Annotated in this window: 5 protein-coding genes; 3 read left to right on the plus strand and 2 right to left on the minus strand. The window is 64.9% G+C overall.

Features of this window, described 5'->3' with window-relative positions:
• The first annotated feature begins 203 nt into the window (after positions 1 to 203).
• On the plus strand, positions 204 to 1,631 hold the full coding sequence (locus A5753_RS07865; RefSeq protein ID WP_067125436.1) for a hypothetical protein: 1,428 nt from the start codon (positions 204 to 206) through the stop codon (positions 1,629 to 1,631).
• Between the two features lie 223 nt (positions 1,632 to 1,854).
• Here the strand turns inward: A5753_RS07865 and A5753_RS07870 are convergent, their stop codons facing one another.
• Positions 1,855 to 2,085, minus strand: a complete 231-nt coding sequence (locus tag A5753_RS07870) for an MbtH family protein (protein WP_067125446.1) — start codon at positions 2,083 to 2,085, stop codon at positions 1,855 to 1,857.
• Between the two features lie 748 nt (positions 2,086 to 2,833).
• On the opposite strand from A5753_RS07870, the gene pks2 reads away from it, so the two are divergent.
• Both pks2 and A5753_RS07880 read left to right on the plus strand, forming a co-directional pair.
• Positions 2,834 to 9,181 carry a type I polyketide synthase gene (gene pks2 / locus A5753_RS07875; protein WP_067125440.1) on the plus strand — a complete coding sequence of 2,116 codons (6,348 nt, stop codon included), beginning with the start codon at positions 2,834 to 2,836 and terminating at the stop codon, positions 9,179 to 9,181.
• A gap of 144 nt (positions 9,182 to 9,325) precedes the next feature.
• Positions 9,326 to 10,678 carry a hypothetical protein gene (locus A5753_RS07880; protein WP_369829298.1) on the plus strand — a complete coding sequence of 451 codons (1,353 nt, stop codon included), beginning with the start codon at positions 9,326 to 9,328 and terminating at the stop codon, positions 10,676 to 10,678.
• A 30-nt stretch (positions 10,679 to 10,708) separates the two neighbouring features.
• Here the strand turns inward: A5753_RS07880 and A5753_RS07885 are convergent.
• On the minus strand, positions 10,709 to 17,318 hold a 6,610-nt coding region (locus tag A5753_RS07885), incomplete at its 5' end, for a non-ribosomal peptide synthetase (RefSeq protein WP_156656006.1).

Raw genomic sequence — 17,318 nt, forward strand, 5'->3', positions numbered from 1 at the left:
CACTCGGGGGGTTAGCCACGCTGGCTCGGGGACATTCATGCCGGCGGACAGCCTTGCGCTCAAAGCAGATCGGCTAATCTCATCTGATGGATTGTATTGACCCTATTAGCATCTACGCCGTCCAGGGCGTTGGTTTCCATGACGAGGTGCGCGTCCTGAAGGATGTGGCGGGCCACTCGACAAGTCTCGTTGGAGGCTGATCAGTGCCTGGCCCGGTCCGCCCCCTACGAGCATCCTTCGAGCGTCGCGCGTCGAAACGTGATGCGCTGCCGAATAATCGGCTCGCATTCATGGACCACGCCATGTTCGCGGAACATACCGCCAACGGCCGCAACGTCATCATCCAAGTCGTGTTCATTTATGAGCAGGCTATCGACATCAATGGGGTCAAACGGTTTAACCAAGCTCTTGGCTATGGGTTGTTGGGGCGGCGCGTCGAGCGTTCGTCGTTCGGGCGATATCGGTGGGTGTCCAGTCACGTGGCGTCGGAGATCGATATCGCTGACTGCCCGCGGCCACGTGCTGAACTCAGCGACTGGGCCGATGAACGCTCACAGTTGCCCACTGATCCGGAATTGGGGCCGGGCTGGCATATCGGCGTCCTCCCGCTCACCGACGGCTCAACGGCGGTCAGCTTGGTGGTTTCGCACTATCTCATCGACGGCTTCGGGCTGGCTGTCACGATAATTGATGCGCTCCTGGGCAAAACGCTCGACCTCGGCTATCCACAGCCAGGTTCACGCACTCGGCTACGCGCTGTGACGCAGGACGTTCGTGAAGCGTCGCGGGACGCGCGCGAAGTTGGCCGCGCTCTGGGCGTCGCGGCAAAACTGGCCCGTCGTCGCCGGCACGATGGTGCCTCGTCAACGGAGCCGCGCCCAGTCGCCGTAGACCATGGCGATGGCGATGAAAGTGTCGTCATGCCGGTTATCACAATGCACATTGATGCGGATGAATGGGATGCGCGTGCGAAGGCTCTGGGCGGAACGGGTAGGACGCTGCTAGCAGGATTCGGTGCGAAACTCGGCGAGCGCATGGGACGCCGACGTGTCGGTGATGGTGCTGTCACCCTCCAACTCCCTATTAGCGCCCGTACAGAAAGTGACACGCGTGCGATCGCGGTGTCGTTTGCTCAATTCAGCGTCGACCCGACACCGGTGACGACGAATCTGGGCGACGTGCGCGCCGCGGTCAAGCAGGCACTGGACACTCTGCGGGAGACACCAGATGAGTCAGTGCAGCTCCTCTGGTTAGTCCCGTTCGCGCCACAGCGGGTACTGAAACGGATTGGCAGTGCGATGGGCGCCGACCCGAATCACCCGGTGTTTTGTTCCAATCTGGGCGACCTTGGCTTCTTGGTATACGCCCTGGCCAGGACGGAGGTCGAGTATGCCATCATCGACGCGACCCTCAACAGCCTGCATCTGATACGAGTGAGTGGGCAACGCTTAACGCGCCAGTTGCTCGAACGAACCGGCGGCCAAATGATGCTCCAGTCTTGGCGCATCGGCGCCAAGATTGGCATCACCATCGAGGCCTACCAGCCGGGCGCGACAAACACAAAGTCCGCTTTACGCGAGCTCGCCGCGCGCACATTGGCTGAGTTCGAGCTGACTGGCGAGGTCGACTAACGGTCGTCCGTTATCACGCCGCAAAGCGGTTCACTAATCTGGCATGAAGCGAGATCGGCCTTGAAGCTCAGAGTTCTGGCAGAAGTCGCCGATGCACTTCGGCCACGCGCCGGGTAAGAGGGAGTCGACGACATTCCTACGGGGGCGCCACCTGATGGCCGCTTTGACCTGTTTGCGCTCGCATCAGCAAATTTCCCCGAGCGGAGCGTCAAGGTCACCCGTCTTACTTGTCAGAAGTCCGGCCCGCTGCCAACCTGTCGCGAAGGCTCTTCGGCCGTATATCGGGCCAGTTCTGTTCGATGTAGTCCAGACAGGCGGCGCGGTCGGCTTCGCCGTAAACCACGCGCCAACCAGCCGGAACATCGGCGAAGGTCGGCCACAAGCTGTGCTGCTCCTCGTCGTTGACCAACACGAAAAAGCTGCCACTGTCATCGTCGAACGGATTGACGCTCACCGAGTGATTCTCCAAGTCCTGTAGTCGAGATTGAGTGAAACCGCCCCAAACGATACCTGGAAGCCCGCAGGCACAGGGGTGGGTTCCAACAAAGTTTCCTGATCACTCGTGGCGCAGCACGGTCATCACAGGCGGGCGAATTGTGGTGCTATGACCCATCAGCGATGGGATCGACGGCCTGATTACCGGCGGTTACCTGCAGCGCCGGGGCGGGGTTCGGTCCGGGCTTGAAGGCGGTACGAGCAAACTCCTGGCCGCCGCCGTGACGCGGTTGTCGAGCCGCACGGCAGGCCCGTGGCTGGCTGGTAAGCGCGATCCCGCAAACGTTGCCGCCGCGCCACCAGATCGTTAGTGGGCCAAACCGCGGTTATTGACGCGTGCGTAGGGGCTAAGCAGGACTGATCGTCGCCGCACGTATCGGTCGCGCTCGGCGTTAGTGGATTGGCTGTCACCGTCGACGACAACCGATCGGCGGACTTCATCGCGGTGTCGCCAACCGTTCCCAGCCTTGACTATGAACACAGCCCAGCTAATATCACGGTTAGGTAACGATCTTATCGACTCTTTAAATTCGCCCGCGGGGTGCGTAATACCATCGCCCTGCCATCTGAGCCGCTGGCGGCACCGAAGCGCCGACTCGAAAAGGGTCAATCGACGTGGATGGTGAGCTGGTAGTCGGGGGATCTGCCGGGTCTTGAGTCAAGCAGTGGGGGCAAGACCAGGTGGGCACTGCCCGTTAGGAGGCGGAATGGTTGCATTCCGGGGCATCGATGATGATGATGATGCACGTCGATCGGACTCATTGCGCTGTTTGCCCGGCGAGACCGCCAGGCGTGTCACCCCGGTCGCGATCATTGGTGTGGCATGCCGACTCCCAGGGGGTATCGACTCACCGGAACGGTTATGGGAAGCGTTGCTGCGCGACGATGACCTGATTACCGAAATCCCGGCCGACCGCTGGGACGCCGAGGAATACTACGACCCCGACGCCGGGGCGCCTGGTCGGTCGGTGTCGAAGTGGGGCTCCTTCCTCGACGACGCCGCGGGGTTCGATGCCGAGTTCTTCGGGATCGAGGAGCGCGAGGCGACGGCGATCGACCCGCAGCATCGCCTGCTGCTGGAAACGTCGTGGGAGGCAGTGGAACACGCGGGTCTCGACCCGGCCGGTTTGGCTGGGTCGCGGACTGCCGTCTACGTCGGCATGTCGCACGACGACTACCTCTCTGTGACGGCCGATTCCGAATCTCCGGAGGCCACGCACGGATTCCTGGGTAACAGCCGCAGCATGGCGTCCGGACGAATCGCGTACGCCATGGACCTGCGAGGCCAAGCGATAACAGTCGATACCGCATGTTCGTCTGGGCTCGTCACTGTGCATCTCGCATGCCGCAGCCTGCACGACAGCGAATGCGATCTAGCGCTGGCGGGCGGCGTTTCGCTGACCCTGGATCCGCGCAGATACGCCGCTGGCTCAGCCGGCGGCGTGCTGTCAGCGACCGGGCGCTGCCATGCATTCGACGCCGCGGCTGATGGTTTCGCCATCGGCGAAGGCAGCGCGATGATGCTGCTCAAGCGGTTACCGGATGCGTTGCGCGACGGGGACCGGATCTTGGCCGTGGTGCGCGGCACGTCCCTGAACAACGGCGGCCGAACTGCGGCCATCACCACGCCGTCGCGGCCGGCACAAGTAGCCGCCTACCGGGCGGCCTTGGCAGCGGCCGGCGTGGAGGCCGGCAGCGTCGGCATGGTGGAGGCGCACGGCAGCGGCGACCCGGTCGGCGATCGGATCGAATTTGCCAGCCTGGCAGAGGTTTACGGCACTGCCAGCCCCTGCGCGCTCGGCTCGGCGAAAACCAATTTCGGACACAGCCAATCGATTGCGGGAACGCTGGGCTTGATCAAGGCCGTCCTGGCCCTACGGCACGGCGTGGTACCCGGAAATCTGCGCTTTTCACGCCTGCCCGATGAGCTCGCGCAAATTGAGACAAATCTGTTTGTGCCACAGAAGAATGCGCCGTGGCCGACCGATGACCTCCAACCGCGGCGGGCAGCGGTATCGGCCTACGGGTTCTCCGGTACTAACGCTCACGCAATCTTGGAGCAGGCTCCGGAGACTTCCGAATCCAACGAAGACGTCGAAGGCGCGGCATCGCTCCTCCAGCCACCGCTACTCCTGACGCTTTCGTCCACCTCGGGCAACGAATTACGCCGCACCGCAAGTCGATTGGCCGACTGGGTACAATCACATGACGAGGTGACGCTGCCTGATCTGGCTTATACCCTGGCGCGCCGTCGTGGACACCGGCCCGTGCGCACGACGGTCGTCGCCGACAACCTCGACGATGCGGTGACGGGGTTGCGCGCAGTCGCCGACGGTGAAACCTCGTATCGGCCGGCCGCCGGACGCGACGATCGGGGCCCGGTGTGGGTGTTCTCCGGTCACGGGTCCCCATGGCCAGCCATGGGCGCTGACCTGTTGGCCAACGAGCCGGTGTTTGCTGCCGTCATCGCGGCGGCCGAGCCAGTGATCGCGCACGAGTCGGGATTTTCGCTAACGGAAGCAATTAGGGCGCCGGAGGTGATGGCCGGCGTAGACCGGGTGCATCCGACACTGTTCGCTGTGCAGGTCGCGTTGGCGGCGACCTTGAAGTCCTACGGAGCGCGACCTGGCGCGGTGATCGGGCACTCGCTGGGCGAGATCGCGGCGGCAGTGGTCGCGGGGTCACTGTCGCTGGCAGACGGGGTACGTGTCGTCTGCCGCAGCTCACGGCTGATGGCGCGTGTCGCCGGCTCCGGTGCGATGGCGCTGGTGGAAATGCCCGCGCAGCAAGTGCTTTCCGAGTTGATGGCCGGTGGGATCAGGGATGTTGTGATCTCCGTGGTGGCTTCACCAGTGTCGACGATCGTCGGCGGGGCCACTGAGACGGTGCGCGAACTGGTCGAGGCGTGGCGAGCACGGCCGGTGATGGCTCGCGAGATGGTCACCGACGTCGCATGGCATACCCCGGTGGTCCAACCCATCCTCGATGAACTGTCGGAGGCGCTGGCTGAGGTGTCCCCCGCAACACCGGAAGTGCCCATCTACTCTGCGAGCCAGTTCGACCCGCGCGAGCTGCCGGTGTGCGATGCCCGCTACTGGGTGGACAACGCGCGGCGCACGGTACGGTTCGCCGCCGCGGTCCAGGCCGCAATGCAGGATGGCTACCGGGTCTTCGCCGAGCTAGCAGCGGATTCACTGCTCGACCCATATGTCGAACAGAACGCTCGTAGCCTCGGCATCTCGGTGGCCGCGCTGGCCGGCATGCGGCGGGAGCAAGCGCGGCCGCACGGGCTGCGCGGCCTCCTGGCGAATCTGCACAATGCGGGCGCAGCGATAGATTTCTCGGCGCTCTATCCGGGCGGGCGACTGCTAGATGCGCCCCTGCCAACGTGGACACACCGCCGGCTGCTGTTGCACCGCGACGATCAGCAATCCAACGCCACCTCCGCCGGATGCACCGTTTCGGCACACCCGCTGCTGGGTGCGCACGTGCGCTTGCCGGAAGAACCCGAGCGTCATGTCTGGCAAGGAGAGGTCGGCACTGCCACCCAGCCGTGGCTGGAGGATCACCAAATCCAATGTGTTGCTGCGCTTCCGGCGTCGGCCCACTGCGAGATGGCGTTGGCCGCCGCGCACGCGGTGCTGGGCGAGGATTCGGAAGTCCGCGATATGCGGTTCGAGCGGGCGCTGCCGCTAGATGAGCAGATCGAGATCGGCGCATCGGCGGCGGCGTCGTTCGCGGGCGCCGTCGAGTTCACCGTAGAGGCAATCCGGGGCGGCGAGAGAACCCGGCTGAGCAATGCGGTCCTGCACGCCGCTGAGGAACGACAACTCGCCGCGCACGACATTGCCGCGCTTCTTGGCGCGCACCCGCACAGCCAGGATGGCGACGAGGTGCGCAAGCGCCTGGACGAGCGGGGCGTGCAGTATGGTCCGGCGTTCACCGGACTTGGCGCGGTGCACATCGGCGATGGCGGCGGCAGCGTCCTGGCCGAGGTCGCGCTCCCCCGGCAAATCCGTTCCGACCAACATGGTTACAGCGCGCACCCGGCCTTGCTGGATGCCTGTTTTCAATCGGTCGCGGCTCATCCGGCCATGCAGGCGGTTGGCGGGAACGTGTTGGTGCTGCCGCACAGTGTCCGTCGGATACGAGCCCACGCTTCGGCGCGCAACGCCCACTACTGCTACACCCGCGTGTCGAACGCCGACAGTTCCGGGATCGAGGCTGATCTCGAGGTGCTCGACGAGCACGGGGTAGTCCTGCTCTCCGTAGATGGGTTGCGATTGGAGACCGGTCTCTCCGAAAAAGACAGGAAAGACCGGGTGTTGGCCGAGCGGCTGTTGACCGTCGAATGGCGGCAGCGAGAGCTGCCCGACGTCGAATACACTCACCCCGGAAGCTGGCTGCTGATCAGCACCACCGCCGTCGCAGACGTTCTCGCCACCGATTTGCCCGACGCCCTGAAAAGTCACGGCTCCCAGTGCACGACGGTGTCGTGGACACCGCACGCTGACCACACCGTGAACAGCCAACAGCTTCGGAAACATCTGCTGGGCACCGGGTTTACCGGCGTAGTGGTGCTGATGGGACCGCACAACGGTGACTTCGTTGATCCGTTGATGGGTCGCGAGTGTGTGCAACATCTGGCGCGGATCATCCGCGAATTGCCGGACATTCCGGGCGAGTCCTCTCGCCTGTATGTCGTCACGCGCGCCGCTCAGACGGTGCTCACCGGTGATGAACCCAACCTGGAACAGGCTGGACTCAGGGGTCTGATCCGGGTGGTCGGCACCGAACACCTACACTTGCGTGTCACGCATATCGACTTGGACGCCGACGCCGAAGTCGAACATCTGGCCCGGCAACTCGAAAGCGGATCCGAGGAAGACGAAACCGCCTGGCGTAACGGCGACTGGTATACCGCGCGGTTGTCACCCAGTCCGCTGCGTCCCGAGGACCGCCGCACGACCGTAATTGACCACGAGCGCGACGGGATGCGTCTGCAGATCCGCACACCCGGCGCTTTGGAATCCATGGAACTCGTTGCCTGCGAACGGGTTACGCCCGGACCGAACCAGATCGAAGTTGCGGTCATCGCAGCCGGAGTCAATTTCGCTGACGTCCTCTCAGCGTCCGGTCGTCTCGCCTCCGTCGAATTCGACGGCCACCCAACGCAGCTCGGCACTGACTTCACCGGGCTGGTGACGGCCGTCGGGCCGGGAGTGGCCGACCACAAGGTGGGCGATCATGTTGGCGGCCTGTGTCATACCGGCTCGTGGAGTTCGTTCCTTACTTGCGATGCGCGCTCGGCGGTCACTCTGCCGGCCGGGCTTTCTGACGAGCAGGCGGCCGCAGTCACCACCGCGACGGCGACAGCCTGGTACGGACTGCATGATCTCGCCCACATCGACAGCGGCGACAAGGTATTGATTCATTCCGGGACCGGTGGCGTCGGGCAGGCAGCGATCGCGATCGCCCGCGCGGCGGGCGCCGAGATCTTCGTGACTGGTGGTAGCCAGCAGCGCCGAGATCTGCTGCATGACATCGGGATCGAGCACGTTTATGACTCACGCAGCAGCGAATTCGCCGAGCTGATCCGCCGGGACACCGACGGCTACGGGGTCGACATCGTACTCAACTCGGTCACCGGCGCCGCCCAGCGCGCGGGGATCGAATTGCTCGCGCACGGTGGCCGATTCATCGAGATCGGCAAACATGGCAGCTACGGCGACATCCGCTTGGGGCTTACGCCGTTACGGCGCAACCTCGCGTTCTACGCCGTGGACCTGGCGTCTATGTCCGAAAGCCACCCACACCGGCTGCGCACGTTGTTGAACACGGTGTATCAACTCACCGCCGATGGCGTGCTGCCGATCCCGCAGAGCACGCACTACCCGATAGAGAAGGCTGCCGACGCAATTCGGGCGATGAGCGACGCCGAACACACCGGAAAACTCGTGCTGGATGTCCCCCGCACCGGGCGCACCCGTGTGACGGTGCCGCCCGCGGCGGCCCGGGTCTTCCGCGACGACGGCGCCTACATCATCACCGATGGACTCGGCAGCCTGGGTTTGTTCTTGGCCGAGAAGATGGCTGCTCCCGATGCAGGGGAGGGCTGCGGACGCATCGTGTTGTCTTCGCTGTCGCAGCCCACTCCCGAAGCCCTGAGCAAAGTTGAGCGTATCCGCGCGATCGGCGCGGACGTTGTGGTGGAGTGTGGCGACATCGCCGAGGAAGCCACGGCACAACGCTTGGTCATGGCGGCGACGGCCACCGGCCTTACGTTACGCGGGGTGGTCCAAGCGGCGGCGGTGGTAGAGGATGCCGCTCTGACCGATACCACCGACGAGCTCATCGAACGTAGCTGGGCGCCAATGGCCTGCGGCGCATGGAATTTGCACCGTGGCACCGCGGGCCAGCCGTTGGATTGGTTCTGCTTGGTCTCCTCGGCGGCCGCCCTGGTGGGCTTGCCGGGGCAGGGCGCCTGCGCCGCAGCCAACAGCTGGCTGGACGCCTTTACGCTGTGGCGGCGGTCGAAGGGCTTGCCGGCCAACGCGATCGCGTGGGGTCCGTCGGCTCAGCCCGACGCGGCTACCGCGGACGATGTCGACATCGCCATTGCTGCCACCGATGACGCTTATGCGTTCGAAACGCTGCTGCGGCATGAGCGCGCCTACACCGGCTACGCGGTCATGAGCACCGCAGTGACCGCCTTCGCCCAGCACAGTCCCTTCTTCGAGGCCTTCCGCCGCACGGGGCAAACCGCCAGGGGCATCAGCAGATTGCGTGCTGAGCTCAAAGGATTGCCCTTCGATGAGTGGCCCACCCGGCTGCTGGGATTGATATCCGACCAGGTTCGCCTGATCCTGCGCCGAAACGTGGATGTCGACCGGCCGCTCGCCGAGTACGGCCTTGACTCACTGGGCGCGCTGGAGCTACGCACCCGCCTCGAGACCGAAACAGGGATACGCATCAATTCCGCCGATCTCGCCGACGTCGGCACCATACGCGGCTTGACCGGAATGCTGTGCGACAAGCTCGCAGGATCGGGATGAGCAACCATCGGATGCCAACGGTTGCTAATTACGGTGCGCTCGCGCGACGTTGACATGCATGTAAAGGAAGGTTGATCAGTGCCACTGCGGATACTTCCTGCCCGAGCCTCCGTCGGCACCCGCGCACTCAACGGTAATGCGTGCCTGGACAATCGCCTCGGTTACGTGGACCAAGCCCTGTTCATGGGGCAGCGTGTCACCGGGCCGAAGCAAATCATGCAGGTCGTGTGGGTTTATGAGCATCCTCTTGATTTCGACGGAGTGAGCCGTTTTCACCACAATCTCGGTCGTGGGTTGTTGGGAAGGCGCATCGAGCGTTCGCCGCTGCCGTTTGCCCGGTATCGGTGGGTCTTGGACCGCGGCCCCAAAGACATCGATATTGCGCAGCGTCCCCGCCCGCGCGCCGAGGTCGGCGACTGGGCAGATGAACGCTCACAAATCCCCGTCGACCCGGAGTCTGGCCCCGGTTGGCATCTGGGCGTGCTTCCACTGACCGACGGCTCCACCGCGGTAAGCCTGGTGATTTCGCACTACCTTCTCGACGGCCTTGGACTGGTCGTGTCGGGTATCGAGGCCCTTTCGGGCATCACGCACGATTTCAATTACCCACCGCCACGTTCGCGCACTCGACTGCGCGCGCTGGTTGAGGATGCTCGCCAAACGGCGCAGCAGGCACCTGAGGTTGGACGGGCGCTTGTGGCGGCGGCAAAACAGGCCCGTAATCAGCGGCAGAACACCAGCCAATCACAGAAATCGCGGCCGCCGACCCTCCGCGACACCAACAACATTGCAGACTCCGTTGTCGTCGTGCCGACCGTCACCGTCCTGGTCGATCTGGCCGACTGGGATAGCTGCGCGGAGGCGCTCGGCGGAACCAGTAAGACGCTGCTTGTTGGGTTCGTGGCGAAGTTCGCGGAGCACGTAGGCCGCCGGCGCGCCGGTGACGATACCGTCACCGTGCAACTGCCCATCAGTACCCGGGCCGAGGGTGACATGCGTGCGAACGCGGTGTCGTTCGCACGTGTCAGCGTTGATCCGACGGGGGTGACGACAGATCTGCATGACGTGCGTGCCGCGATCAAGCAGGCGCTGGTGACCCTTCGCGAAACATCCACCGAGGAGTCCTCGCAAGTCGCTTCGCTGATCCCCTTCATTCCGAAACGTGTCTTGAAACGGCTGAGTGCACTGGACTACGCGATGCTCAGCGAAGCCCTCCCTGTGTTGTGCTCCAATCTCGGTGATCTGGGGTCCGTGGTGTGCCGCCTCGATGGCAGCGACGCCGAGTTCGTCACCGGGCGACTGGCTTTCCAACACCTGACGCAACGATGGCTCGAGTGCACCGGCGGCCTGATGACTGTGCAGTCGTGGCGCCTGCACAACAGGATCGTCATCAGCATCGGCGCTTACCAGCCGGGCGCCGAGAACACGAAACCCGCCATGCGCGAGTTGGCTGCGCGCACGATGGGCGAGTTCAACCTGATAGGCGAAATCACCTAACGAATAAAGCGGTCGGCGGTTCGAGCCGGATTACGAATCCAGCGCCTGTTTGAGCTGTTCCGCGTACAAGGTGAGCGACTCGCTGGCCATCATGTCGTCATGGCCGCAGTCGACCAGATACACCGTGATGGCGCCGGCCACGTAAGGGTTCCAGTTCTGCGGGTCTGACGACTCGTTGCCAACGTCTCGCCGGGCGGAAAAGATGATCGCGTCGCCATCGAACACATCGGGCACATGTTGTCTCAGGTGCGATCCGTTCGAATTGTAATTTTCGACGACGAACTCGAAGATCTGTCTGGGCGGGAGAATCAACTCCACTGTCTTTCCCTGCTGGCGGATCAGTTCCTCCGCCAGCTCGTAAGTGAGCTGCTCCCCTTGTTCGGGAACATCGATACGGTTGGATCGCAACGTGAGGTCCAGGATGCGACTCTCGCCCTGAATCTCCTCGGCGGGCCCACCGGTGTTCGTGGGACCGCTATCGCCGAGCACCGGGTCCAGCATTACCAGCCGCTGGACTTCACAGCCGCGCCGGCGAAGTTCGACGGCCAGTTCATGAGCCACAGGTCCGCCAAAAGACCAGCCAAGCAATTTGTAAGGTCCCACGGGGTAAACGGCCTGCAGTCGATCTGCATAATCCTTTGCCATGTCACGAACCGATTGGCGGCCGACTTCGCCGTTGTCCGGGATCTGGTTGATTCCGATGATCGGGCAATCGAGGTAGTCGCCCAGCACGCGATACGCGTAACTAAGGCCGAGACCTTCATGAACGCAGCACAGTGGGATGCCCGTGCCCTTCTTCAGGACCTCTATCGGGAGCAGTTCCGCCGCGCTGCCATCACCGCTCAGTTGCTTACTCAGGCTTCGAACCGACGGAGCGTCCAATATGGTCCGCACCGCGAGGTGGGCATCCAAAGTCTTGTTGATTGTGGCGATCACGCGCATCGCTAACAATGAATCGCCACCCAGGTCGAAGAACGAGTCCTCGACGCCCACGCGGTCCAGCCCGAGGATTTGGGCGAAGATGCCGGCCAGGGTCTCTTCGACGGAATTCGCCGGGGGCCGATAACGTTCGGCGACAACGTATTCGGGTGTCGGCAAGGCTCGCCTGTCAAGTTTTCCGTTGGGCGTCAGCGGCAGCGCTCTCACCGGTACCACTGCTGCGGGCACCATGTAGGCCGGCAGCCGCTCGGCCAGCTTGGCTCGAGTGGTTACCGGGTCGGCGGTGCCGGTGACGTAACCGACTAGACGCTTGTCACCGGGGCGGTCCTCGCGAGCGATTACCACCGCCTGGCCCACCCCGTCGATTTCGGCCAATGCCGCTTGGACATCACCCAATTCGATGCGATAGCCGCGGATCTTGACCTGCTCATCGGCGCGACCGAAGTACCGCAACTGGCCGTCGGAACCCCAGCACACCAGGTCCCCGGTGCGATACATGCGCCCTCCGGGAGTCCCCGGACCGGCGAACGGACACGCCACGAACCGCGAGGCGCTCAACCCCGCCCGGTTCAGGTACCCATATGAGACCCCGGCACCGGCCACGTACAGCTCCCCTATCACTCCGGCCGGAACGGGACGTAGCCAGGCGTCCAGAACAAACAACGCCGCTTGTAGCACCGGCGCACCGATCGGCACCGCGCCGATCCCCGGCGTCAGCGGGGCACTCATCGTTATGCCCATCGACGTCTCGGTCGGACCGTAGGCATTCACCATCAGCCGCCCCGGCGCCCACCGCTCCACCACCTCGGCCGGGCAGGCTTCGCCGGCCACCATCACGGCCAGCGACTCCAAACCCTCGGGCGAGAGCGCCGCAAGAGCGGAAGGGGTTTCGGTGAACACCTCGACGTGTTCGGCGACGAGCAATGCCTTGAAGTGATCCGGTGAGCTCACCACGTACTCGGGCACCACGACCACGCGCCCGCCGTGCAGTAGCGCGAAGAAGATCTCGGACACCGAAACGTCGAAAGCCAGGGATTTGCATTGCGCCCATGCGGCCGGTGTCGGAAAGTGTCCATCCACTACCTCGAGTAGCTGGATCGCGTTGTGGTGAGAGACCGCCACGCCCTTGGGCACACCGGTAGTGCCCGAGGTGTAGATGAGGTAAGCGATGTCGTCCGGGGCCGGCGCCGGCAGGCCCGTAGCTGGACGGGGGGTAATGCGGGTGTCGTGGACATCGATGAGCAGCAAGTCCGACCCGCCCAGTCGGGCCCGCAGGTCTGCGGTGGTGATTGCCGCGGCCGGCGCGGCATCGGCCACCATGAACTCGATCCGGGCCGTTGGTACCGCGGGGTCGATCGGCAAATAAGCCGCCCCAGCTTTGAGCACCGCCAGGATCGCCACGATCGCCTCGGCCGAGCGTGGCAGGAGCAGCGCCACCACATCACCGGCACCCACACCCTGGTCGGCCAATAGGTGCGCCAATCGGTTCGCCGCCTCGTCGAGTTCGCGGTACGTCATCGACCGGCCCTCGCACGTCAGCGCCAGCGCGTCCGGGGCCCGCTCTACATGCGCGGCAAACACCTCGGGGATGGACATGGATGCCGGAGCCAGGTGTGTCAATACTGCGCGGTTGCCCCACGCGTCCAGGCGGGCGTGCTCGTCGGCGTCGAGCAGATCGATCGACGACAGCGGACGGGTGGGGTCTGCGGTCATGGCCTCCAGCACCTTCTGGAATCGCGCGAACAACGCATCGATGCTGGCCAGTTCGAACACCTCGGCGTCGTACTCGACCCGAAGCCCGATTTGGGAACCCGGTATGGCAGCGACCGCCAGCGGATAGTGGGTGGATTCGCTGGTGTTGACTTCGGTGATGGTCAGGTCGTAGTCGCCGGTCAACGCCTCGGTGTCGACGGGATAGTTCTCGTAGATGAACATGGAGTCGAACAGCTGATCGTGGTCGGTGAGGCGGTGGATCTCGGACAACGCCAGATGCTGGTGCTCCAGCGTGCAGTTGTGGGAGTCCTGCAGCTGATCGAGCAGGTCGGCGGCGGTGGTTGCCGTGGTGATGCGTGCTCGCACCGGGACCGTGTTGATCAACAGTCCCACCATCGAGTCAGCGCCGAACAATTCCGCTGGCCGCCCCGAGACCGCGGTACCGAAGACCACGTCATGCTGGCCGGTCAACCGCATCAACATCTGCGCCCATGCCGCCTGCAACACGATGTTGACGGTGGTATGGCGCGACCGCGCCAAGTCACTCACGGCCTGGGTGGTGTCCTCCGGCACCTCGTACCATGCGGCGGATCGTCGCGCCTGACTCAGCCGGCCCGGCGGACCCACCAGAGTGGGGGCCTCCAGGCCGGCCAGCACCTCGCGCCACGCCGCTTGGGCCGCGGCGCGATCCCGCCCGATGAGCCAGGCGACAAAGGTGCGATACGGGGCGGCCGTGGGCAACGGACGTCCGTAATAACTGGCAAAGATCTCCTGCAGCAGGATCGGCAGCGACCAGCCATCGAGCACGATGTGGTGATTGGTCAGCACGAACCGGTGCCGGCCTGGTCCGGTGCGAATCAGCACCGCGCGAAATGCGGCCTGCTCGGCCAGGTCGCATACCGCGACGCGTTCGGCGGTGCGCACCTCCCGGATCTGCTCGTCGATGCTCACGCCGTTCGGATGCAGCTCGAGATACCGCCACGGCACCAGCGGATCAGCCGGGATGATCTGCACCGGCTCGTCCAATTGGGTCGAGAACCGGGCCGCCAGGTTGGGATGGCGGGTCACCGCCGTGTGCAGCGCCGCGTGCAGCCGATCGGTATCGAGGGCACCGATCACGGTGAAGTCCAGTTGCACCGCATACACGTCGTGATCGGGTCCGCACCCGGCACCGGCATGGAACAAAAGCCCCTGCTGCAGCGGGGTCAACGGCAGTATGTCGGCGATGTGGTGCTGCTGCTGCAGCTCGTCGAGCTGCTGCTGGGTCAGACGAGCGGGAGCGAAGTCGGACGGCGTGAACCCGCCGCCGCCGTTGCGGACATGCGCGCAGATCCCGGCCAGGGCGTCAAACCACAACCGGCCCAGCCGACCGACCTGCTCGCGGTCCACCGCCGAGGGCGCCCAGGTCCAGTTTGCGTGCAGCCGCGGGCCGGATTCGGTGTCCACGGTGCCGGCGTTCAGGTCCACGGTGTGCATCAGCGGCATTGGTATGGCCGCGGCCGCGCGGGTGACCGATGCGACATCCTGGCAAACTCGCCACAGGTCGTGGGAGGCATCGGCTGCCGCCCCAAGTCGTCCCAGATAGTTGAACCCGATGGCCGGGTCCGAGCCTCCCAATTCCACATCGGGGTTCATGTACCGCAGCAGACCGTAGCCCAGCGGGTCGGGCAGGGCCCGCAGTTGCTCCTTGGCGTCTTTGACCAGCGCACCCAGCGCCGCATCGCCAGCCACCACCTGGTCCCAAGCCAGCCCCGCGACGTTCAACGCCACCGGATACTTGGTGGTGAACCACCCCACCGTGCGTGTCAGGTCCACGTCTGCGGCCAGCTCCTCGTGACGTCCGTGCCCCTCGACGTCGATTCCGATCGGCCCTTCAACGTTGGCCGCGAACTCGGCCACGGCCAACCCGAACGCGATCAACAACATGTCGTGCACACCGGCATGAAACGCCGTCGGCACCTCCCCCAGCAGCATCCGGGTGGTCTCGACATCCAGCGCCATCGATAGATGCCCCGCCGCGGCAAACGTATCCACAGCGGGCTGCACCGGCGCCAGCACCGCCGGTGCCGCCGCCACTTGCCGCCACGCGTCGACTTGATCCACCACCGCGGGACTACTGGCGTGCGCGGCCAGCAACGCCGACCACCGGGCAAACGACGTCCCCGCCGCCGGCAAGGCTATCGGTTGCCCACCGCGACGCTGTTCCCACGCCAGATTGAGGTCCGCCAACAAAATCCGCCATGAGACCCCATCCACCGCCAGATGGTGGATAACCAACGCCAACTGCCCCGTCGAGCTAGCCCACACCGCACTGAGCATCAGCCCGGCAGCAGGATCCAACCGCGACCGCGCCGCGACCAGCGCCTCATCAGCCAGCACGTCAACCACCCGCACGCACTCGCGGGCGTCCACCTCACCGGGCTCGGGCACCCTCAGCGACCAGCTCCGGGCACCATCGTCGACAGCGCGCAGTCGCAACATGGCGTGCCGGTCCAGCAGGGCCTGCACCACCAGCACCACATCGGCCGCACCGGCCCCGGCCGGGGCCTGCACCACCACCGTCTGATTGAACTGCGCCACCGGGCCATCCACGCCGGCCAACCAGCGCATGATCGGCGTTGCGACCACGGGCCCCAATCCCTCATCGACCGGGCCTCCGGTACCTTCGACCGACCCGGCCACCCGGGCCAAGCGCGCCACACTCTGCTCGACGAACACATCGCGAGGGCGGAACACCAGGCCCGCCGCCCGCGCCCGGGCGACCACCTGCATCGACAAGATGCTGTCACCGCCCAGCTCGAAGAACGAGTCGTCGACGCCGACCCGCTCCAGCCCGAGCACTTGGGCGTAGATGCCGGCCAAGATCTCCTCGGTCTGCGTGGACGGGGCGCGATACAGATCGCCGGCGGCGTACTCGGGCGCGGGCAACGCCCGCTTATTCAATTTCCCGTTCGCCGTCAACGGCAACGCCTCCACCGTCACTACGGCCGCCGGCACCATGTAGACAGGCAACCGCTCGGCCAGCGCGGCGCGCGCTTCGGCCGGATCGGCTGTACCGGTCACGTAACCCACGAGGCGCTTGTCGCCGGGGCGGTCCTCGCGGGCGATCACCGCCGCCTGATCGACCCCGTCGAGGCCGGCCAACGCCGCCTGCACTTCGCCCAACTCGATGCGATACCCGCGGACCTTGACCTGCTCATCGGCACGCCCCAGGTACCGCAGCTGGCCATCGGAACTCCAACACACCAGGTCCCCGGTGCGGTACATCCGCAGCCCCGACACCCCCTCGCCCGCGAACGGGCATGCCACAAACCGTGACGCACTCAGCGCAGCCCGACCCACATAGCCGACACCGACCCCGGCGCCCGCCACATACAACTCACCGGCCACCCCGACCGGCACCGGACGCAACCAGCGATCCAGCACGAAGAAGCCGAGCCGCGCCAACGGCACCCCAATCGGGCTGGCCGCACTGTAGACGTCGCCGGGCGCGATCTCCCGGAACGACGCATGCACCGTCGTCTCGGTCGTGCCGTACAGGTTCAGCAGCCGCGGCGAGCCCGGATGCTGGTCCAGCCACGTCCCCAGCCGCCGCGGCTCGAGGGCTTCTCCGGCGAACAGCACAGCCCGCAGTTTCAGTTGAGCTCCCAGGCCGGGCGCGAGCGCGTCAGCGGTCTGCAAGGCGTAGAACGCCGACGGAGTCTGGCTCAACACACTGACCTGTTCAGCCACCAATAAGGCGTGGAAGTCTTGGGGAGAACGCGCCACCGACTCCGGTATCACCACCAGGCGCCCGCCACGCAGCAGCGCACCCCAGACTTCACACACCGAGACGTCAAATGCCAGCGAATGCCACTGCGACCACACCTGCCCGTCGATTTCCATCCCGGCCTCGAGTGACGCCAGCAACTGGATCACGTTGTGATGGGTGACGGCAACGCCTTTGGGGACTCCGGTGGTGCCCGAGGTGTAAATCAGATACGCGATG

It is taken from the genome of Mycobacterium sp. 852002-51971_SCH5477799-a, assembly GCF_001667145.1.
In the GTDB taxonomy this organism is placed as follows: Bacteria; Actinomycetota; Actinomycetes; order Mycobacteriales; family Mycobacteriaceae; genus Mycobacterium.